Raw genomic sequence first — 21,616 nt, 5'->3', positions numbered from 1 at the left:
TGCTTGTTTTTATTTTGCAACAAAACGTGCTTCTACTCGATAAATTCGTTGACCACGACTAGAAAATTTTTCTTCGTATTCTGTCATAATGTTGCCTTCAAACTCGCTATTATGCAAATCTAGCCATACACGTTCAATAATCATGCCATATTTAGAAAAGCTACTTAATGAGTATTCGAAGAGCCCTTGATTATCCGTTTTAAAATGAATTTCTCCATTTGGTTTTAAAATAATTTCATCTGTTGCTAAAAAGTTTTTATACGTTAAACGACGTTTTTCATGTTTTTTCTTTGGCCAAGGATCTGAAAAATTTAAATAGATTAAATCTACTTCATTTTCAGCAAAATATTCTGTTAATGCTTCGCCGTCTACTCGCAATAACTGTAGATTAGGTAACGGGTCGGCCACTAGCTTATCTAATGCAATCGATAAAATACTTAATTGCATATCGATACCAATATAATTAATTTCAGGATGTGCTTTAGCCATTTCATAAATAAAACGACCTTTACCTGAACCAATTTCAATGTGGATGGGATGATTATTGCCAAAACGTTCTTGCCATTTCCCTTGCCATTTTTCAGGACCTTCTACCACATATTGTGGATATTTTGCCATATATTCTGCTGCTCCGGGTCTATTTCTTACACGCATATTTAAAATTCCTTTCTTTTAAAAACAGACTGGTGAAATTCGCCAGCCTGTGTGGATGTTAAATGAATTAGTTTAACTACTAAACATTCGTTTTAATTGTAAAATTTCTGCAGTCATTGCTCTTCTTTCGCCTTCTTGGTGATGACGAACAATCTCTTGTAAAAAGCTAAATAAACCATACCAATAAATTCGTTGAACTGTACTTTCATTTGGGATTAAACCATAAGATAGTAACCATTGATTCCAACCGGAACGAGGCACATAATGACTCAAAATCATTCCTAAATCTACCGCTGGGTCCGCGACCATCACAGAATCCCAATCTACTAAATAGAGATAATTATTCGAGACTAACCAATTCCGATGATTCACATCGCCGTGGACAGCTACATAACTAGTCTCTGGATATTCTGGTAAATGATTATATAAATAAGTGATTACTTCTTTTAAATAACTGTTTCGTTTTAATTCTTTAGGTAGTTGACGCTTATACTCTTTCAACATTGTTAGCGGGGTACAAACTTCGCCACCAATTTTTTTCAACATGTCTTTCAGCAAATTGGAATGATGCAATTGGTATAACACGTCAATCACGTCATTGCGTTTGCCAATTTCGTCCGCATGTAATAAACGTCCTTCCAGCCATTCTTGGGCTGTTAGTACGTCGCCATTCGCTGTCCGCTTTGTCCAAATCATCTTCGGGGCTAACCCTTCTTTAGACAATGCTGCAAGAAGTGGAGAAGTGTTTCGTTTAATGAACACTTTCTCTGTTTCTTTTATTCCCATGTATGTTTGACCAGTTGCGCCCTTTATCGGCTGCAGACGCCAGTCTTTATCCAACTGAAATTCCATGGAAATTATCTCCTATCTCAACACAATTTTATTGCAATTTTTACAGCAATTACCATTTTAGTCGCCAAACCTTGCTTCGTCAAGCTTCTATGTGGTTCTTTTGTAAATTTTGCTGGGTTTTCTCATCTTTATAACTTATTCAAGCGCATTGGAACATACATTTTAGTGAAAATCACAACTTCTACAATTAAGGCACCCAGAATGATCAAGCTATTTTGCAAATTGCCTAAACGAAGGCAGACAATCCCACCAAAAATAATGGCTGCAACAGACAATGCGCCGCCAATTAACCGGCGAATTGCTGCTTGTTTTTTTTCTATTGAAATTGGATATAGCTGTGTCATCACCATATAATCAAATTGCGTGTACATGGGAATCAACTGGAACCCGATTAAATAGACAAACAATAAAGCAACTACCAACGCAATCCAGAATTCTTGTAAAAAGAAGAGTAGCACACCACCAACCAAAATCAAACGAAACAATAAGCCGCTATATTCGCTACCTCGTAAAAAGCTCCGAATGAATAAGTAAGCATACGTGTTCTCAGATGTTTTTTTGACTACTCCGAGGAGAGGATCTAAGTATTTACGACGTTTTACTGTACTACTCACTTCAGGAATATCTGTAAACAGCTGAATGAATTTATAAATTCTATGCATTCTATTTTGTTCTTTTTGGATCATTTTTTCCCAATCCAAGAAACTCTTTTTCATCTTATTTTGCCAAATACTCGATAAACAAACGGCCAGAATAATGCCACCAATCACACCAACCCAAGGCGTCCAGTAAATGGCTCCCGTCATAATCAAGAGACTACTGATCAACCAAACGAACCACCAACTACGGTAAGTGGTTGACGAAAGATGATAGAGCCCATAGCTTTGTAAACTAAGATGTGTATAAATCATACAAACTAGCATAACCAAAAATAAAAAGAAGGTTTGAAACGACCAACCCGTTGTGACTACAATCAACGGCATTAATAGGCCACTTCCTAGAAAGCTGACCACAATCGGTAAAAGTAAAGAGTAGCGCAGCGCTCGTTTCAGATAAGCAGCGAATTGTTTTTCTTTTGGTAATAAAAACACCTTGTCTGGCTCTTCTGTCAAAGTGGCCAACTTACCAACTTGAATGAGTAGCAGCCAACCCAACAGAATTAACGGCCTGCCCCAAACAAAATCACGAGGTAATTCTTTTAACAACTGGGAATAGTACAGACCTAATCCGCCTAATAAAAACATACAGACTAAAACAAAATGATCATTTAAAATATAGCGCAAGTACTTGGACATTTTTTTGAAATGCCGTGACAAACGTTGACTAAAAAATTCGCCCATGTTACCCCACCTTTTCTTCCTTCGTCAAGGCAAGATAAATATCATCTAAAGAAGACTCTGGTAAATTAAATTCTGCACGTAATTCAGCCATTGTACCGTTTGCCCGTAATTTCCCTTCGTGTAGCACCACAAAGCGATCACAATATTTTTCAGCTGTTGCTAAAATATGCGTGGACATTAAAATCGCTGCCCCTTGCTTACGCATCGTATCCATTAATTCTAATAAAGCATGAATTGCTAAAGGATCTAAGCCTAGAAAAGGTTCATCAATAATATATAAACTCGGTTCAATTAAGAATGCACAAAGTACCATGACTTTTTGTTTCATGCCTTTTGAAAAATTAGCAGGAAACCATTCCAATTTATTGTCTAAACGGAACGTTTTTAGTAATGGTTCTGCTCGTTTGAATGCTTCTTCTAATGGAATATCATAAGCCAAGGCCGTTACTTCGATATGCTCTTTCAATGTTAATTCTTCATATAAAGAAGGTGTTTCCGGAATATACCCGATTTTTTTACGATATTCTTCAGGGGCTTGTTGCAATGTTTCCCCGTCAATCATAATTTTGCCTTTTTGCGGCGTAAGTAACCCAATAATATTTTTGATGGTGGTACTTTTCCCCGCACCATTCAAGCCGATTAAACCAACCATTTCACCAGACTTGACGTCAAAATTAATATCTTTTAAGACAGGAATATGGCCGTAACCTCCTGTTAAATGTTCAATTGTTAAGCTCATTTCTTTTGCCTCCAACCTTTTCTCTCTACCATTATTAAACCCTAAGCGAACCAAGAATTCAAAAATTACTCCCTTAATTAAATGGATTTTTTTCTTTCTCTTATTATACACGAAATGAAACGAACTTTTTAGCGAACTCACGTACTTTTTCATCCACAGAGAAATCAACTTGTGGTAAAGTAAAGGAAAGAACCTAGAGAAAAGAGGAATTTTTCATGAATGATTGTATTTTTTGTAAAATTATCAACGGCGAAATCCCAAGTTATAAAGTCTATGAAGACGAGAAAGTCTATGCGTTTTTAGACATCACACAAGTGACCAAAGGACATACCTTAATGATTCCAAAACAACACGTTGCTGATATTTTTGAATATAATGACGTTTTAGCAAGCGACGTCTTTGCTCGTATTCCTAAAGTAGCACGAGCATTAGAAAAAGCTTTTCCAGAAATGGAAGGATTAAACATTTTAAATAACAATAAGGAAGTGGCTTATCAATCCGTTTTCCATTCCCACGTCCATTTGATTCCCCGTTATTCAAAAGAAGATGATTTCTCTATTCATTTTGGCAACCATCAAGAGGACTATTCCGCCGAAGCGATGCAAGAAATTGCTGAGACCATTGCAAAGCAGGTGAACTAAATGAAAAAATTTATTAAAGGCCTCTTTTTTGGCGCAGCTGCCGGTACCATTGGCGGTTTATTGGCTGCTCCAAGAAGCGGGAAAGAAACACGACAACATTTAATCAATGAGCTAGAGGACTATCGTTCACTGAAAAATCAAGTCACGAATGACTGGGATCAGGTGCAACGAAATTTGGCAGTTGTCGAAGAAAACGTTCCACTGGCAACTGAATTTTCAAAAGACCTGCAACAAGAAATCACTGATTTCAAATTCCAAGCGGAACCTCGGATTGCTCAAATTAAAGAACAAATTGCTAAAATCACGGCTGAATTACCTGACACACAAACTAACAAGCAAAAGTAAAGTCTTTGATGTTAATTATTTCTTTTGTTATTAAAAAAATAAAAAGTGTGACGTAAATACGAATTTTGTTTGAAACTATGCCTGAGACTCTTTCTTTTTCAAAATGAGGTATGGTATAGTTATAACAGAAATAAAACTAAAAAAAACAGGAGTGCATAAGAGAATGAAGAAAAAACTAATCTTAGCTGCAGCGGGCGCAATGGCCGTTTTTAGTTTAGCAGCGTGTTCAAGCGGTTCAAAAGATATCGCAACAATGAAAGGTTCAACAATTACTGTTGATGATTTTTATAACCAAATTAAAGAACAAAGCACGAGCCAACAAGCGTTTAGCCAAATGGTTATTTATAAAGTCTTTGAAGAAAAATATGGCGACAAAGTAACTGACAAAGCCATTCAAAAGAAATTTGATGACGCTAAAAAACAAGTGGAAGCGCAAGGCGGAAAATTCTCTGATGCACTAACACAAGCTGGTTTGACTGAAAAATCATTCAAGAAACAATTAAAACAAGCCGAAGCAATGCAAGTAGGTTTGAAAGATCATTTGAAAATTACAGATGAAGACTTAAAAACAGCTTGGGCAAGCTTCCATCCAGAAGTAGAAGCACAAATTATCCAAGTTGCTTCAGAAGATGATGCAAAAGCTGTCAAGAAAGAAATCACTGACGGCGGCGATTTCGCAAAAATTGCTAAAGACAAATCAACCGATGCTGCAACGAAAAAAGACGGCGGTAAAATCAAATTTGATTCACAATCAACAACTGTTCCTGCCGAAGTTAAAGAAGCAGCCTTCAAACTAAAAGATGGCGAAGTATCAGAACCAATTGCTGCAACAAACGCACAAACGTACCAAACAACTTACTATGTAGTGAAAATGACGAAAAACAAAGCAAAAGGCAATGACATGAAACCTTATGAAAAAGAGATTAAGAAAATTGCTGAAGATACAAAATTAGCCGACCCAACATTCCAATCAAAAGTTATTAGTGACGAATTAAAAGCGGCCAATGTGAAAATTAAAGATGATGCCTTCAAGAACGCTTTAGCAGGCTACATGCAAACTGAATCTTCAAGCTCTTCTTCAGAGAAAAAAGAATCAAAATCAAGTGATTCTAAAACAAGTGATACCAAAACAAGCGACTCTGAAAAAGCAACAGATTCTTCAAGCAAAACAACAGAATCTTCTTCTAAATAAGCATAAAAAAGAGAGTGGTCGATTGACCACTCCCTTTTTTTATTTATCTTTTGGAACATAGAAACTGCGGTTATCTAGACCAAAGATTCGTTCCGTATACTCCCCAGGCTGTGTTTGACGAATGGCCCCTAGCATCATTTGAATGGACGCATCCATGGTATCAATTTGATGTAAGATTTCCGCTTCCATAATTCTTGGCCGCACAGGTGAGCCATACTCCAATAATCCATGGTGGGCTAAGACCATGTGCCGAAGAACGACAACGTCTTCTTCTCGATCATCAATTTTTAAAGCCAAACACGCCTTGGTAATTTCCTCATCCACCAAAACTAAATGACCAATTAAGTTCCCTGCCACCGTATATTCTGTCGTAATAGCACCAGATAACTCTAAAACTTTTCCTAAGTCATGTAAAATAATCCCCGCGTATAATAGTGACGTGTTAATTTCAGGATATTCCTTAGCAATTGCTTTGCCTAGGCGCAACATTGAGACAGTGTGGTAAGCTAAGCCATTCGCAAAAGCATGATGGTTCCGTTTGGCTGCAGGAAATTCATAAAATTCTTGTTGGTATTTCGTCATGAGATAGCGCACAATACGATTCCAATGAGCATTGGTAATTTCAAAAATCACTTGATTGATTTCCTCGACCATCTCTTCTTTTTTCAAAGGCGCTCGTTCCATATATAAACTTGGCTGGCTTGGTTCCTCTGCTGTCGCTAAACGCATGTGTAAAATTTTTACTTGGGGTTTGTTTTGATAAACTTCTCGTTTCCCATTCAGTAAAACAACGTTTCCCGCAGTAAATCGTGTAATTTCATCCTCAGAGGCGTCCCAATATTTTCCGTCAATCGTGCCAGATGTGTCTTGAAAGGTAAAGGCAATAAACTTTTTCCCATTTTTAGCTACACGTACATCGGCATTTTTAATTAGAACAAATGATTCAAAAAGTTCTTCTACTGTTAATTCACGTAATTTTTTCACTTGACGCTTCCTCCTTCTAACGCAATTACTCTTTGTTGTAAGTCCTGATAATAGCTTACCATTTCTTGGTCAGAAGAAAAACAAATGACTTGCTGTTTTTGACCAAACTTAGTAAATAATTCAGCTAATTGGACTTTTCTTTGATGATCATAGTGTAACCAGCCATCATCAATGATAATTGGACAAATCAGTTGCTCGCCTTGGACTGCTAAAAAGGCAAAACGAACAGCCATCATCAATTGATCTTTAGTGCCAGTTGATAATTCATGTAAATAAAACATTTCTTGTTCTTTCGTCACCGCAACTAGTTGACCTTCGGCTACTTGGATTGATTGATAACGCTGGCTTGTTAAAAGTGCAAAGTAGCTTGATGCATACTGTAATAAGCTGGGCAATTGTTGTTCCGAAAGCTCTGTTAATAGGTCCATTAACAGTTGCCCCGCCAGTTGATACCCAGACCAACGTTGAGCTAGTTCTTTGATTTCCGCTTTTAAAATCGCTTGGCGTTGATACAACTCATCTAAGGTACCATCCGTCATTAATTGTTGTTTTTCATAAATCAGCGCTTGATACTGTTCTTGTATTTTATTTAACTGGCTTTCTACCAGTGCTTGTTGCTGCGCCAGTTGTAAAGAACGGTCTTTTAACGTTGCCTCTGTTACCGCTTCTGGAAACAGATTGCCTAATTGTGTCGCTAATTCTTGCCCACGACCAACTTGAGCTTGCTGAGTGGTCAGCTGTTGAATCCTCATTGGAACATCAGCGATTGATAGAATCCGATAACGAATTAGTAAAGGCTGAATTCGTGTTAACGCTTCTTGCTGTTTAGTTTTCAACTCTCGTAACTGCTGTTTGAGATAGCCATCTGCTTGATACTCTTGAGCAAAGCGAACTTTCTCCATTTCTTCAGCAAATCCTTCTAAAAAGTGTAACTTTTCGGAAAGGCTCTTTCCTTGCAAGGGTAAATGCGTCATCAATGGAAAGACTTGTTCTTCAAATCCTTGGCGTTTTTGTTGATTTTCCTTCAATTGACTCATGAGTTCTTCATTTGTTTGAGCAAGCAATAAATAGCGCGTAATCAATTCCCGCTGATTCATTAAAGTATCAATTTGATTCATTTTTCCTAATTGATGAAGTTGGGCTTGCTCCGCTACTGCTTGTTCAAGTTGTTCCACTTGCAGTTGTGCCTCACGTTCTTGATTCAACGCTTGTTGGAACTGTTCATTTAAATAATCTAGTTGCGAAAGTTTCGTCTGCCATTCTTCTTTCACTTCATCAGAGGAAGCTTCTTTTCTAGTGGCGTAGCTAAGCACTTCTTTTGCGATAAGACTAACTCCCACGAGAACTAGGCCCCATTTTAAAGGGCTTGGCAAAAAGAAACCGAGTAATGCAAGGATACTTCCTAGCAATAACCAAAGTGGTTGACTTGTTTTCTGCGCTTTTTGGGCACGCGTCGCTTCACCAAAAAATGCGGCATGCGCTTTTTCAAAATCCGTTAACTGGTCTTCCAGATTTTCAATTTGAGAAGCCAAGAATGCTTTCTGTTCTTGTCCTTTTTGAAGAGCTTGCGTATACGCAACTTGTTGTTGGCGCCACTTTTGAACGGTTTCGTTGTCATAAAAAAGCTGTGGTGGTCGTTCAGGCGACCATGACCATTCGTTCTCTAAAAGGACCATTTCTTGACGATTTTGCTCAAAGGTTTGGGTCATCCATTCCGATTCCGTCATCAATTGTTGCATATCATAGCGTTGATTCAACAATTGTTGAATCAATGCTTCTTGTTCTAGGTAAAAAGCATAGCCTTCTGGAACATCGAGCGCTTCTGACTGAAGAGATAACTCTTTGGTCAAACGTTGTCGTTCTTTATCTAGGTACATATATTCTTGAAAGGTTTCTTCTAATTGAACTTGGTCTTCTTTTACTAAAACAACGTTCTCTGTTTCTTCAGGTAGCGACTGCCATTCTACGTACAAGGGAAAGTGACGTTGCTGTTCCGCAACCTGTAACAAGTCCTGTTGCGTTTCTTTTAATTGCTGTTGCAGTGTCACTCGCTGTTGTTCTGTTTCGCGAATCGTTTCTTCTAATTGTTGAAAAGTTTGTTGCTGCGCTTCTTTCTCTTGAATTTGCTCTTTTAGTTCTTGATAAGCCGCCAACTTCTGATTGAGTAATGGCTGCTGTCCTTTACCTTTAAAGATTTTTTGTGCTTCTTTAAAGTACGCATTTCGGTAAGTCAAAAGTTGTTGACTACCAGAAACACCAATGGCTAACAAGGATGTTTGCAGTTCCTCTTCTGTCAACTTGTCACTCGTAATTAATTGTTCTTGTTGGAAAGTAAAAACCTCTTGAAATAACTTTTTCGTTAGCGGATGTAACATTTGCTGTAAGGTTTTTTCATCCCCCATTTGTTGTTGATAATAAATGATTGCTTGCCCTTTATTTTTTTCTTTAAAACGCTCGACTTGAACTTCCCCAAACACAGGATGTGCCAACCACAAACGACCACCATACGAACCACCATTTTTAGGTGCGTAATCGCGTTTTCTTTTGCCCTTTGTGGGAAAACCAAACAGCATTGCTTGAATGAATTGATACAATGTGGACTTGCCAACTTCATTTGCGCCGTACAGCAATTGATTACCAGATTCAAATGTAATTTTCTGTTGTTGCCATTTTCCAAAGCCCACAATCTCTACTGCAAGTAATTTCATAGTGGGTCCTCCTGAATAGTAAAGTCTTCATTAATTTGCTCATGTGCTAGGCGCAAGCTCTCTAATCGCCACTGCTCATCCATTGAAAAAATTCCAGCAAATTCTGGATAACGTAACAATTCCTTGGTGGTATCTTCAAAAATAACTGGATCTAAGTATGTTTTTTCTAATGCCGTTAATAAGTTGGGACTAGCGGCTAAATAGATCGGTTCTTTCGTTGGTTCCTCTGCTTGCAATATTAGGCGATAAACAAAAAAATCACCTTGCGTTTTTTGTAAAAGCTGCTGCTGTAAGTAGCTTAATAGTTCACCATTGACAATGGCTTGCACCACGGTCACATCCAAATGTTGCGTTTCTTTCAGTGTCAACACCATCAATTGCTGTTGCTGATGCGCATGCCACTTCGTCAGCAAACTGGTTTCAAGATAAGACAAAACGCTTTGGGTGTCACGGCATTGCGCCAGAGATATTTCTTCATTCGTCCAATCTATTTCTGCGACTTTTTCAAATTGAACAGTCGCTTGATTTTGGGAAAGTGTGACCACTGCAACCCCTTGTAAAGACTGTTCTTTTTTCGTGTGCCCTTGAGGTGTTCCAGGATAAACAATTAGCGGTTGTTCACTAACAATTTGCGGCTGATGAATGTGGCCCAATGCCCAATAATTATAGCCAGTGGCTTTTAAATCCTTCCATGTAAACGGAGCATAATTTTGTTGCGCTTTCCGACTGGTGTCTCCATGATAAATCCCAATATGAATGTCAGATTCTGCTTGTTTGATAGGAAATTCTAGTGCTTTATTTTCATCAATCCAGGGATGCTCATAACTAAACCCTGAAACAGCCACTTGTTCGCCCGCTTTCGTTTCAAAATACAGTGTCTCAACCATTTCTTTTTCAAATAAAAAAACATTGTCTGGAAAAGAAAACCAATAGCGGTCTTTTTTATAGTAATCATGATTCCCAAATGTTAGAATCACAGGGATTTCTGCTTGTTTCAACTGTTCTAATGCAGCCATCAATTGGGCTTGCATTGAAATAGAGGTCTGACTTTGATGAAACGTATCTCCTGCAAAAATAACCAAGTCCACCGTTTCTCGAATGGCAACTGTTACGATATTCATTAACAATTGTTGATTAGCTTCTCTTAAGCGCTTCGCTAAGGCTGTCGGGATCCCAGTTAACCCTTCAAAAGACCGATCCATGTGTAAATCAGCTGTATGCAATAGTTTCATCGTTTCCCCTCCTTTTCTCCTCCCTTTATCATATCATTTTCTGCCAGCTTGGTCAGTAAAAACATACGAAAATTTGTTCGTTTTTTTATTTTCAGTAAAAGAAAAACTCTGACAAATTGTCTTATAGACAACTTGTCAGAGTTCAATTACGTAAATTAATCGTTATACATATCACGCACAGGAGTCATGATAATTCGGTTTAAATCATTGACAACTAAGCTAAACGCTTGTTCTTTTTGCATTAATTCGTTGATAACTGCTGTTTCTTGCACTTTCGTTGCAATGCTTTGTGCTTTTTCAGCATCTTCATCTGTGAATTCTTCGCCGCGCATTTGTTTTTCTTGTAGTCCTTGTTGGAATCCTTGGAATTCTTTAAACAATGTGTAAGCTGCTTCGTCTGCTTTTACTTCTTCATACGCTGCTTGTAATGCTTTAAATTCGTCTAACTCACGTAGTTCACGTTCAATCTGATTGGCTGTATCATAAATGTTACTCAATGGAATCCCTCTTTTCTCAATAGTTTCATCTTTATTGTACCATTTCTCTTAGGTTTTCCCAACTAATTTCCTAATAAGCCTCCGAAAATTCCTTCAATCTTGTCTTTGACTTTTTTCGCGCCGTCTTTAATTTGTCCCCCAACTTCATTCAATGTATCTCCGAAATTGCTAGCGCCATCTTGAACAGAGTTTCCAAAATCTTTCAAGTTATCCCGCCAATTAGAATTGGCACCACCAGTTAAACTATCGTTGCTATCAACAACTTTCCCACCTGTGGCATAAGCATCCGCGACAGGAAATTGTGCTTGTTTGACTTGTGGCAAGATGCCACTGGCTTGACTGTTGAACACCTGAGAAGCATATGTGGCGCTACTACCTTCCAGATAATGGGTTTTACTGGTTTCTTGGAAGCCTAGCCAAGTAGCAATGACAACTTCTGGTGTATAACCAATCACCCACTGATCGTTCGTTTTACTACTATCGAAGTTGGTTTCTGTCGTACCTGTTTTACCAGCCATTACGTAGCCTGCTGGTTGTGCGTTGACCCCGCTCCCAGAACTAAAGACCCCTAGCAGCATACTTGTAATCCCGTCTGCAACATCTTTGGTAATGACTTGTTCTTTCTTGACTTTAGTATTATCAACTACAATTGCGCCAGTTGAGTCGACGATTTTTGTAATTAAATGCGTTTCAGTTTTATAGCCTTCATTGGCAAAGGCACTATAAGCTCCCGCCATAGTTAGTGGCGAAACACCCGTTTGTAATCCCCCAAGGGCTAAACCATAGTACCGATCTTTTTCTGATAATGGAATGCCAAATTTCTCTGTTTTTTCATAGCCTTTATCTAAACCAATTTGATGTAATAACCATACCGCTGGTAAATTTAAGCTTTCTCCTAAGGCTTGGTACATAGGAACTTCTCCACTGTACGTGCGGCTATAGTTTTGCGCTGGATAATAATCTTGTGGTTTATCTTCTAAAACAGAGTCTGGTTTATAGCCAGCCTCTAAAGCTGGTGTATAGACAGAAATTGGTTTTAAGGACGAGCCTGGTGAACGTTTTGTTTGCGTTGCAAAGTTAAAGCCTCGATAAACGTGTTCCCCTCGACCGCCCACCAGTGCTTGCACGCCGCCGGTTTTCGGATCAATGGCTACAGAGCCACTTTGAACCATGGCACCATCTTCTGCATTGGGTGGAAATAGTGCATCATTTTTATAAGTTGCATCCATCGCATCTTGATACCCCTGATTTAAAGAAGTGTAAATCTTGTAGCCTTTATTTAAAATATCTTCTTCTTTAAATTTATAACGATTGACCGCTTCATCAATTACCGCATCAAAATAATATGGATATTTGTAACTATTTTCGTCGCCAACATAGGTGTCATTTAATAGACTCGCTAAGTTAACACTCGCTTCTTGATTGGCTTCTTCTTGAGACAGTTTTTTATTGTCGACCATAAGTTGTAAAACGGTATTCCGTCGCGCTGTGGCATTGTCAATGTAATCAATTGGGTTATAGATTCCTGGCCCTTTTAACATGCCCGCTAGCGTTGCGGCTTCCCCCACTGTAACTTGGGACGCATCCACGCCAAAATATTTACGAGCTGCATCTTGCACGCCCCAGACACCATTACCAAAATAAGAATTATTTAAATACATTGCTAAGATATCTTTTTTCGAATATTTCTTTTCGATTTCAATCGCTAAAAATAATTCTCTGGCTTTCCTATCTAACGTTTGCTCTTGCGTTAAGTAAGCATTTTTGGCTAATTGTTGCGTAATTGTACTTCCGCCACCACCGCCACCGATTTTCCCGAAGGTCAATTTTCCAACAACCGCACGAGCAATCCCTTTAATGGAATACCCTTTATGTTGATAAAACCCGCGATCTTCAGTTGAAATAACCGCATCTTGAATATAAGGAGAAATATTATCCAGTTCCACAAAAGTCCCTTTTTGTCCGAATAATTTTCCGACTTCTTTTCCTGATTCATCATAAACGCGTGTTGATTCACTTAGCCCCGATTTTAGGGTCTCAACGTTTGCGGACTTGGCTAAGTAAAATAAATAAATACTGGCACCTAAAGCGACTACCAAACCAATTAACAAGAAAATTTTATTGATTTGATACTTTTTCCAAATCCGCTTTCTGGCTTGATGGAATTGTATTAAATAAGGCTTTATCCACGTCCAAAAATGACGTAATCCGACACCGACTTTACTAAAAAATTGTTTAAGATTATCCATAGTACTCCCTCTGTTTACGTTTCTTGGCTAAGTCTACCATATTCTTGTGGGTACGACCTAGGTCTAAAGCATGAAAAATTCTTGAAAAACAATTTCAATGGTCTTTTCGCTGTAGCAAAGGAAATATGGCCTTCACTAGAGGTAAATAATTGCTTACGCTTAGAAACGAGTCTTTATTTAGCCTCTATTCTATCATGCTTTTCTTCGTTTTTTATGTAAATTTGTTTAAGAATCTCTCAAGGAACTGCCTTTCTAACAAATTTCAGCTTTTTTTCCGTTCTGACTTGACCTTTTGAGTAGCTTTGTTACACTAAATAGCGAATCAGTGAAAGGTGGGATTTGGTGGAATATTCAATGAGATTACCTGAAAATTTTTCAACAATGACTGTAAAAGAACTATTAGAAAATGAGTGGCTAGTCCCTCGAAAAGTGCGCCATTTTTTACGCACGCGAAAAAATGTCAAAATCAACGGAGAAACAGCTGCTTTTCATTTTCCAGTCCAAGCTGGCGATTGTGTCACCTTAACGTTTGAAGAAACCGATTATGTGCGTCCCACTATTCATTTGGGGGAAGCAACGCGTGTGACAGTTTTATATGAAGACGAACATTTAATGATTGTAAATAAACCTTATGGCATTAAAACCCATCCAAATCAGCCACAGGAAACAGACACCTTGTTAAATCATGTTGCTGCCTATTTAGCTGAGAAAAATCAGGTCCCTTATGTCGTTCATCGATTAGATAAAGAAACCAGTGGTGCGATTGTCTTTGCTAAAAATCCTTTTGTCTTACCTATTTTAGGGCGTTTATTAGAAACAAAACAAATTTACCGCCAATATCAAGCGATTGTAGCTGGTCACTTTAACCAAAAAGAGCAGACAATCAATCAGCCGATTGGTCGTGATCGGCATGATCGCCGGAAACGACGGATTGATCCTCAAAAAGGGGATTCAGCGATTACACATGTCCAAGTGGTCCAAGCTCTTTCTAATAATCAAACCGCAGTTACCTGTGTTTTAGAAACAGGTCGGACGCACCAAATTCGGGTCCATTTAGCTAGCGAAGGGCATCCAATTATTGGTGATCCGTTATACAACCCAAAATCGCAGGCAGCTCGTTTAATGCTCCATGCTTCACAACTTCATTTACTCCATCCGTTTACAAAAAAACAAATCGTTGTGACTGCAGCGCCTGGCCTATGGTAAAAAAAACAGAAGAAATCGGACGGTAACCGCCGATTTCTTCTGTTTTTTTATTTTACCGCACATTCACTGCTGAGAACGGTATATCTGCGTTTGCTCAGTGTCTTGGTGTTAAACAGTTCCTGAGCTAACTCTCAGCCTTAATCATTTGTAGCCACTCTTTTTGTAAAATTCCGTAATTGTAGATATCCAGCCATTGGCCATCTTGAAATAACGCTTCTCTATCAATTCCTTCTTTTTTGAAGCCTACTTTTTCATAAACATGAATCGCTTTTTGATTGTTACTATTGACAGCTAATCTGATTTTGTGCAAGCCCAATTCATAAAAAGCAAATTTACAAATTAAAGACACCGCCTCAAAGCCATATCCTTGACCACGTTGCTCTTTTTGTAAAATAGCAATCCCTAAATTGGCCCCTCTATTTTTCAACTGTACATCAGACAACGAAACCCAACCAATAAATTCCTCTGTCGTATTTTCTAAAATAGCAAATAGAAATCGATCATCTTCTCCTTTATTAATTGTGAAATCTTTCCATTCTTCAAGCCCCCACGGATGTAAAGCATCCCAGCTCAAATGCCGAAGCAATTCATTATCCCATTGCTGTTTTGCAATATGTTCGATATATTCTTCTCTAAAATGAGAAAAGCCAATGTGTTTTCCTTTTAAGACATTTTCCATAAGAACACCTTTAATTTCCTAGATTATTTTTCTATTTGCTGACTATCTATTTCCTCGTATTTTTGTAAAAAAGTGGCAATTTTTTCGATGACACACGCATTTTTATCGTTTTGGTCATTCTCTACCTGAAGAACAAGCAACGGTTCATGCAGACTTAAGCGTAGCAAAAACCACCCACTGCCATATTGACCAGACACGTTTCCTCGAACACCTTCTTGGTTTTCACGGTCCACAGCAAAGTCTGCTTGATTTTCTACAAACAATTCAAAGTCTCGCAAGACTTGTTGCCCATAACAAGTAACATCCTCCGCAGTAATTTTAAAGCGAAATTCGTTGGTTTCTGCCGGTTGCTTCAATGTAGCAATTAGATCACCTAACGTTTGATTATTTTGTTTCAATTCTGGTAACAACATTAAAATTTTCGCCACGACATATGCACCATCATCCAGATTGTAGTTTTCTTGAAACGCTGCATGACCACTGGTTTCAATGGCTAACGGTGTCTGAAAGCCCCCATGATTCAATTCAATCATTTTATTAATGACATTTCGGTAACCAGAAATATAACGAATCTGTTGGCCGCCTTTTTCTTCAATAAATGTTTTTAAATGACTTGAGGTTGGCGAATTTGTCACAATATAACTACCAGGCGCTTCTTTTAAAACGATTGCCGCTAAAACAGCAATTAAATTATTTCGGTTTAGTACCTCACCTGATTGGTCCACCACAGCCGAACGATCTACATCTGTATCAAAAATAATGCCCAAATCTGCTTGATTAGCTAAAACAGCCGTTTGAATACTTTTCATTGCTTCAGAATTATCTGGATTAGGTACATGATTAGGAAAATGCCCATCTGGTTCTAAAAACTGTGATCCCGTCGTATCAGCGCCCAAAACTTGAAGAACCTGCTCCGCAAAGAAGCCCCCAGCCCCATTACCCGCATCAACGATAATTCGAAAGCCCTGTAAAGGTTTCTCTTCTAGCGAATGAATTCCTTGGCGGATTTTTTCCACCAAATGCTCCGCATAAATTGGCAGTAACTCTTGCTTCATCAGTGTGCCATTTTCATTGGCTGTCAGCGGATCAGTATGAGATAAAATATACCGAATATCTTCTTTTTCTGCTCCACCTTCTGCTGTGAAGAACTTCAAGCCATTAAAATAGTAAGGCAAATGGCTAGCTGTAATCATAATCGCTGCATCACATTGAAGCGTTGGAAATTGAGTAGCCATAAACATAGCAGGCGTCGTAGCTAAACCAACGTCAATCACCTGAATACCTAATGAAAGAAACGTATCTACTAATGCTTGCTTAATCGGCTCCGCCGTTAGACGACTATCATGTCCGATTGCAATTGTCAGGCGCTGTTGTGCCTTTCGTGGCAGCTGTTTTTTATCCTGTAACCAACGAACCACGCCCACCGCAATCTCGGCTACTGCTGTTGCGGTTAATGTTGCAGTTTGCTCTTCCGTATCCAAAGTAATTCCCCGAATATCCGAACCATTTTGTAGCGCTTTCAATTCTACCAAGAAAAAAACTCCCTTCTATTGATGCTTTCAATTTTAAAAAATCATATTTTCGATGCGTTCGATAAAGTGTTCCGCATCCTCTTCTGAACGTGTAATCACAATAATCGTATCCGCACCAGCCACTGTACCAGCCACTTCTGGATAAGCTACTTCATCTAAAAAGTTACTCACCACATCGGCATTTCCCATCTCTGTATGCAAGATGACAATAAATTGTACTCGCTCCATTCGAACAACTGAATCTTTTACTGATTCTCGTAATTTCTCTTCACTGCTTGTGCCTTGTGCTTGAGAAAAAATTGCATATTTGACACGACCATCTGCACCATGTGTTTTAACAATACTCATTTCACGGATATCTCTTGAAACAGTCGCTTGAGTGGCTCGGACGCCAAGTTCTTCCAAACGAGTGATTAATTCATCTTGTGTTTCAATTTCTTGTTGCATAATTAATTGTTTAATCAAACGTTGACGTTCTGCTTTTTTCATATAGACCACTCCTCTCCATTCATTTCTTTTATTATATCCAAAAATGAGTAAAAATACAGGTACTTTTCACATTAAACTCTTTATTTATCTGAAAAAGACTGGATAAATGTTTATATACCAGTCTTTTTCAGTAAAAAATACTTATTTAAGAAGATTCTTTTCTTTTAAATAGTCTTTCGCCACTATGCTAGGGTCCTGCCCCTCCACATTGACTTGATAATTCATTTCACTCATTTCTTCTTCGCTAATTTTCCCTGCCAATTTATTCAATATTTCTGCTAATTCTGGATATTTTTCCAACGTTGCTGTTTTAATAAGTGGTGCTCCTTGATAAGGCGGAAATAGTGCTTGATCATCTTCTAACGTTACTAAATCGTATTGTTTCAATTCACTATCCGTTGAATAGGCATCAATCACATTTACCTCACCATTATTAATCGCTTGATAGCGTAGCGCCGGTTCCATCGATTGAACATTCAGATTTAAATGATATTTTTCTTGTAATCCCTTATAACCATCTTGCCGATCAATAAATTCTAACGTAAAACCTGCTTTCAACTGATTGCTAATTTTCTGTAAATCACTAATCGTTTTTAATTGATGCTCTTTTGCAAATGAGCGCTTAACTGCGACGGCATACGTATTTTCATAGCGCATCGGTTTCAGCAAAGTAAGGTTTTCTTGTTTTTTCAAGCCAGCGCGTGCCGCTTCATAGACTACTTGAGGTTGATTGTCTAGCTGAGGAGGATTTTTTAAAAAGGTCTCGATCACTGTTCCTGTAAATTCTGGATAAAGATCGATTTCATCTGATTTCAAGGCATTATATAAAAAAGTAGTCTTGCCAAAGTTTGGCTTTAACGTCACCTGAATGTCGCTATTTTCTTCAATTAAGGCTTTATACATATTAATAATAATATCTGGTTCCGCTCCTAATTTGCCAGCAATTGTCAGCTGTTTTTCCTTTGAAGAAGTTTGTTGATTCCAGAAAAATGAACTACCTAACAAAAGGCCTAAAATAGTACCGCCAATGATTAGTCGCCGCCCATTCGCTTTTTCCAACCAATGAATTCCATAATTAAATAAGACTGCTAGTGCAGCTGATGAAAGAGCTCCAATAAAAATCAACGATAAATTATTTCGATCAATTCCTAATAAAATGAAGGTCCCTAAACCGCCTGCTCCAATTAACGCTGCCAACGTGGCCGTACCAATAATTAAAACGGTAGCCGTTCGAATCCCAGAAATAATAAATGGTAATGCCATTTGCAACTCAAACTTGAACAGTTTTTCTTTTTTACTCATACCAAATGCTTCTGCGGCTTCTTCTAACGAAGGATCAATTTCCGTCAAACCAGTATAGGTATTTTGTAAAATTGGGAATAAGGCATAAATCACTAGCGCAACAATTGCCGGTGGTCGACCAATACCAATTAACGGAATCAATAAGCCTAGCAAAGCTAAAGAAGGGATTGTTTGGAAAATCCCAGTCACTTGTAACAGACTTTCCGCTAACTTGCGATGACTCGTTAAATAAATGGCTAAAGGAATGGCAATCAATGCAGCGAATAATAACGAAATAAAGGACAATTGCATATGCTCGATTAACGCTTGCAGATATTCTTCTTTTCGAGCGAAAAAAGTTTCAATCAGTGCTTGCATCTACTGTCCCTCGCTTTCCAACAGCTGTTCCATAAAACGAGTAATCGTTTTTGAGGTGATACACCCTAAAACTTGTTGTTTTTCTACTAAATTTGCTTTCTCTTGCGCATTAATGAGTTGGACAATCTCTTTTAAATTGGTTTCCATGAAAACAGTCGGCACTGGCTCAATCGTCTCATCTGCGGCTTCTAAAAATGCAGTCAAGTCAGCGCCACAATAGTTCGCTAGTTCTGGCGAAGATTGTTTGAAAAATTGACCGACAAAGTTATTTTTCGGATGTTTTTGAATGGCTTCTGGCGTATCGACTTGAATAATTTTACCAGCGTCCATAATACAGATGCGCTCCCCTAACAATAAAGCTTCATTCATATCATGGGTTACAAAAACAATGGTACTCGCTAATTCCTGATGAAGTTCTTTCACCAAACGTTGAAGATGATGTCTTGAAATTGGATCTAGCGCGCTAAAAGGTTCATCCATTAAAATCACTTCTGGTTCAGCTGCAATGGCGCGTAAAATTCCGATACGTTGTTGTTCGCCTCCTGAAAGCGCTGCTGGCTTACGATGCAGATATTCCTCAGGATCCAGCTGAACTTTTTTCAATAGTTCAATGGTTCGCTCTCTGCGTTGCTCTTTGGGCCATTTTTTCATTTCAGGAATCAACTCAATATTTTCCGCCACGGTTAAGTTAGGAAATAAGGCAATTTGCTGAAGAACATAGCCAATTTTTAGTCGTAATTCACGTAAAGGATAATTGGTTACCGCTTGTTCATTGAGAGCCACTTCACCTGTCGTTGGCTCAATGAGCCGATTAATCATTTTCAAAGTCGTCGTTTTTCCACTACCACTCGGCCCTACTAATACAAAAAATTCGCCTTGTTGGATTGTTAAATTCACATCGGACAAAACAGCATTTTCTTGATATACTTTTGAAACATTTTGAAATTTTATCATTTATTTTCACCGCATCTTTCACTTCTTAATAAACAAAATCTTTGGAGGATCGTCACTCTTTCAGTATAATTTAAGACTAACATCCTGCCTAATTTTTTGTTTTAAGCGCAAGTATGTGGGGCTCATTTAACGGCTGCCGGTTCGTATCTACAATTATCTACTCAATGAATGGAAAAATTGTCCTCTTCTGCCTTAAACAAAAGTGAACTGTTTTCTACTAAAAGGAGTGATCGTTATGGAAAACGACAAGCGAATTTATAAATGGGACAACGTGAAACTTTTTTTAATTTTCTTAGTGATTTTTGGGCATATTTTAGATCGTGAAGCTTCTCCTTCACGACTCATGGAAACGATCAACTTTTGGATCTATTCATTCCATATGCCAGCCTTTATTTTTGTCTCTGGACTCTTCAGTAAACATGCCATTAAACAACGAAAATATCTCCGTTTACTTTCCTTTGTTTGGCTTTATCTCTTAGCGAAGTTGTTGATTACGCTTGCTAATTTCGCCTTTGCAAATAAAATGAATTTTGATTTACTGAACGAAACGGGCGTTCCTTGGTACTTACTTTCCTTAGCAAGTTTCTACTTAATTACCATCTTTCTTCAGCGCGTTCAGCCGAAAATCATGTTGCCAATTATCGTTGTTATCGGCTGCGCCTCAGGCTATTTACCTGTGGAAGGTTTCTTGTCTTTAGGACGGACTCTGGGCTTCTTCCCTTTCTTCTATTGTGGCTACTTAATGGATATTCAAAAGCTGCAAACCTTTTTAGATCATCGCAAAGTCAAATGGGCAGCGATAGGTGTAATTTTAAGCTCCTTTTTATTTGTAAATAGTCAATGGTCATTGGCAACGAAATTTTGGGGCTTCTTAACTGGTTGGGCTTCCTACGCTGAAATTAGTCCGGCCTTTGAATACAGTAGTTTCATTCAGCTGTTCTTTTACGTTGCTGCAGCATTGGTGTCTCTTTCTTGGTTTGCATTATTGCCGAAACGAAAGTTACCTTTAAGCGCCCTAGGAAAAGATACCCTTTACCCTTATCTCTTGCATATGCCCTTAATTATTCTGTTGGAAAGTGGTTTACAATTAGACACACTCTTTAAAGAATGGTTTACTTTCCGAATCCTGGCACTTTTCTTCTTAGCCCTCTTCATTTTAGCTATTACGAATATGCCTGTGGTGAAACGGGGAGCGGATTATCTTTTTAATCCAATTGCGTATGTGTTGCCAAAACAATGGTTAAAAGTTAAATAAAAAAAGAAGAGCGTGGGACAAAAATCACTTTGGATTTTTGCTCCACGCTCAAAAACTGTTAAACGGCGAAAGTTGCAATGTTTCACTGTGAAGCATGAACAGATGAAATCATCGTACCTACTTGGTTTTTGGAGCTAAACACTTTTATCTCAGATTTTTTTCAACTATTGAAACAATCCTTTAATTTTATCAAACAAACCATCGGTCGTTGTATCAGCTAACATCGCTGTAATTTTATGATAGTGTTCGCCTAATTCATCTTTATGTTCTTCAATGAATTGTTGCGCATGTTCCACGTTGCCTTCTCCAATTAAATCTTTTGCTTTTTGAACTAATTCTTCTACGTTCATCTTCACACGTCCTTTGATTAAATAGTTAACAATAAGTGTTTCACTCATTGCCTTTTCTC

At 38.2% G+C, this 21,616-nt stretch carries 20 protein-coding genes; 5 read left to right on the top strand and 15 right to left on the bottom strand.

Going from position 1 to position 21,616, the window contains the following annotated elements; all coding sequences use genetic code 11:
* Positions 1–9: 9 nt before the first annotated feature.
* The 4 genes from trmB to IGK86_RS02100 form a co-directional block, all read right to left on the bottom strand.
* Positions 10–654 (bottom strand): tRNA (guanosine(46)-N7)-methyltransferase TrmB, encoded by a 645-nt coding sequence (gene trmB, locus IGK86_RS02115; protein WP_002371476.1) that lies wholly within the window; start codon positions 652–654, stop codon positions 10–12.
* Positions 655–726: 72 nt separating this feature from the next.
* Entirely contained in the window at positions 727–1,506 is a 780-nt protein-coding gene (locus tag IGK86_RS02110; protein ID WP_002355531.1) for a phosphotransferase family protein, read from the bottom strand.
* Between the two features lie 128 nt (positions 1,507–1,634).
* Positions 1,635–2,846: an ABC transporter permease gene (locus tag IGK86_RS02105; RefSeq protein WP_033627732.1), complete on the bottom strand. Its 1,212-nt coding sequence runs from the start codon at positions 2,844–2,846 to the stop codon at positions 1,635–1,637.
* 1 nt (position 2,847) lies between these two features.
* Positions 2,848–3,585, bottom strand: coding sequence for an ABC transporter ATP-binding protein (locus IGK86_RS02100; protein WP_002363160.1), 738 nt, complete (start codon positions 3,583–3,585; stop codon positions 2,848–2,850).
* 215 nt (positions 3,586–3,800) lie between these two features.
* On the opposite strand from IGK86_RS02100, the gene IGK86_RS02095 reads away from it, so the two are divergent.
* The 3 genes from IGK86_RS02095 (at position 3,801) to IGK86_RS02085 (ending at position 5,763) form a co-directional block, all read left to right on the top strand.
* The gene (locus tag IGK86_RS02095) at positions 3,801–4,226 is read left to right on the top strand and encodes an HIT family protein (protein ID WP_002355527.1); all 426 of its coding nucleotides are present in this window, start codon (positions 3,801–3,803) and stop codon (positions 4,224–4,226) included.
* A complete protein-coding gene (locus IGK86_RS02090; RefSeq protein WP_002355526.1) occupies positions 4,227–4,571 on the top strand; it encodes a YtxH domain-containing protein in 345 nt (114 codons plus the stop codon). It abuts the gene before it with no gap.
* 163 nt (positions 4,572–4,734) lie between these two features.
* Entirely contained in the window at positions 4,735–5,763 is a 1,029-nt protein-coding gene (locus IGK86_RS02085; RefSeq protein WP_010713893.1) for a peptidylprolyl isomerase, read from the top strand.
* 39 nt (positions 5,764–5,802) lie between these two features.
* Here IGK86_RS02085 and IGK86_RS02080 read toward each other — a convergent pair whose 3' ends face one another.
* From IGK86_RS02080 to IGK86_RS02060, 5 genes are all read right to left on the bottom strand, one after another.
* On the bottom strand, positions 5,803–6,747 hold the full coding sequence (locus tag IGK86_RS02080; protein WP_002355522.1) for a 3'-5' exoribonuclease YhaM family protein: 945 nt from the start codon (positions 6,745–6,747) through the stop codon (positions 5,803–5,805).
* Positions 6,744–9,455: an ATP-binding protein gene (locus IGK86_RS02075; RefSeq protein WP_438741962.1), complete on the bottom strand. Its 2,712-nt coding sequence runs from the start codon at positions 9,453–9,455 to the stop codon at positions 6,744–6,746. Before IGK86_RS02075 ends, IGK86_RS02080 begins: the two co-directional genes overlap by 4 nt.
* Positions 9,452–10,687 carry a metallophosphoesterase family protein gene (locus IGK86_RS02070; protein WP_016616980.1) on the bottom strand — a complete coding sequence of 412 codons (1,236 nt, stop codon included), beginning with the start codon at positions 10,685–10,687 and terminating at the stop codon, positions 9,452–9,454. Before IGK86_RS02070 ends, IGK86_RS02075 begins: the two co-directional genes overlap by 4 nt.
* 155 nt (positions 10,688–10,842) lie before the next feature.
* Positions 10,843–11,184 carry a YlbF family regulator gene (locus IGK86_RS02065; protein WP_002355518.1) on the bottom strand — a complete coding sequence of 114 codons (342 nt, stop codon included), beginning with the start codon at positions 11,182–11,184 and terminating at the stop codon, positions 10,843–10,845.
* Positions 11,185–11,246: 62 nt separating this feature from the next.
* Positions 11,247–13,433 carry a PBP1A family penicillin-binding protein gene (locus IGK86_RS02060; RefSeq protein WP_002366159.1) on the bottom strand — a complete coding sequence of 729 codons (2,187 nt, stop codon included), beginning with the start codon at positions 13,431–13,433 and terminating at the stop codon, positions 11,247–11,249.
* Positions 13,434–13,775: 342 nt separating this feature from the next.
* Here IGK86_RS02060 and IGK86_RS02055 point away from each other — a divergent pair, with 342 nt between their 5' ends.
* Entirely contained in the window at positions 13,776–14,639 is an 864-nt protein-coding gene (locus IGK86_RS02055; protein WP_164548298.1) for an RluA family pseudouridine synthase, read from the top strand.
* 124 nt (positions 14,640–14,763) lie between these two features.
* On the opposite strand, the gene IGK86_RS02050 is transcribed toward IGK86_RS02055, so the two are convergent.
* From IGK86_RS02050 to IGK86_RS02030, 5 genes are all read right to left on the bottom strand, one after another.
* Positions 14,764–15,318 carry a GNAT family N-acetyltransferase gene (locus tag IGK86_RS02050; RefSeq protein WP_002367997.1) on the bottom strand — a complete coding sequence of 185 codons (555 nt, stop codon included), beginning with the start codon at positions 15,316–15,318 and terminating at the stop codon, positions 14,764–14,766.
* A gap of 23 nt (positions 15,319–15,341) precedes the next feature.
* Positions 15,342–16,850 (bottom strand): phosphoglucomutase/phosphomannomutase alpha/beta/alpha domain II, encoded by a 1,509-nt coding sequence (locus IGK86_RS02045; RefSeq protein ID WP_016617070.1) that lies wholly within the window; start codon positions 16,848–16,850, stop codon positions 15,342–15,344.
* Between the two features lie 33 nt (positions 16,851–16,883).
* Positions 16,884–17,339: an arginine repressor gene (argR, locus tag IGK86_RS02040; protein ID WP_002355509.1), complete on the bottom strand. Its 456-nt coding sequence runs from the start codon at positions 17,337–17,339 to the stop codon at positions 16,884–16,886.
* A 141-nt stretch (positions 17,340–17,480) separates the two neighbouring features.
* Positions 17,481–18,998: an ABC transporter permease/substrate-binding protein gene (locus IGK86_RS02035; protein WP_010828546.1), complete on the bottom strand. Its 1,518-nt coding sequence runs from the start codon at positions 18,996–18,998 to the stop codon at positions 17,481–17,483.
* On the bottom strand, positions 18,999–19,952 hold the full coding sequence (locus IGK86_RS02030; RefSeq protein ID WP_002363150.1) for an ABC transporter ATP-binding protein: 954 nt from the start codon (positions 19,950–19,952) through the stop codon (positions 18,999–19,001). It abuts the gene before it with no gap.
* 235 nt (positions 19,953–20,187) lie between these two features.
* On the opposite strand from IGK86_RS02030, the gene IGK86_RS02025 reads away from it, so the two are divergent.
* Complete coding sequence (locus tag IGK86_RS02025; RefSeq protein WP_010816321.1) at positions 20,188–21,207, top strand: acyltransferase family protein; 1,020 nt, start codon at positions 20,188–20,190, stop codon at positions 21,205–21,207.
* Between the two features lie 164 nt (positions 21,208–21,371).
* Here IGK86_RS02025 and IGK86_RS02020 read toward each other — a convergent pair whose 3' ends face one another.
* A complete protein-coding gene (locus tag IGK86_RS02020) occupies positions 21,372–21,605 on the bottom strand; it encodes a hypothetical protein (RefSeq protein ID WP_002355504.1) in 234 nt (77 codons plus the stop codon).
* Positions 21,606–21,616: the final 11 nt, after the last annotated feature.

Source organism: Enterococcus sp. DIV1206, from assembly GCF_051712485.1.
Classification (GTDB): domain Bacteria; phylum Bacillota; class Bacilli; order Lactobacillales; family Enterococcaceae; genus Enterococcus; species Enterococcus faecalis.
This window is presented reverse-complemented; position numbering and strand designations above follow the sequence as displayed.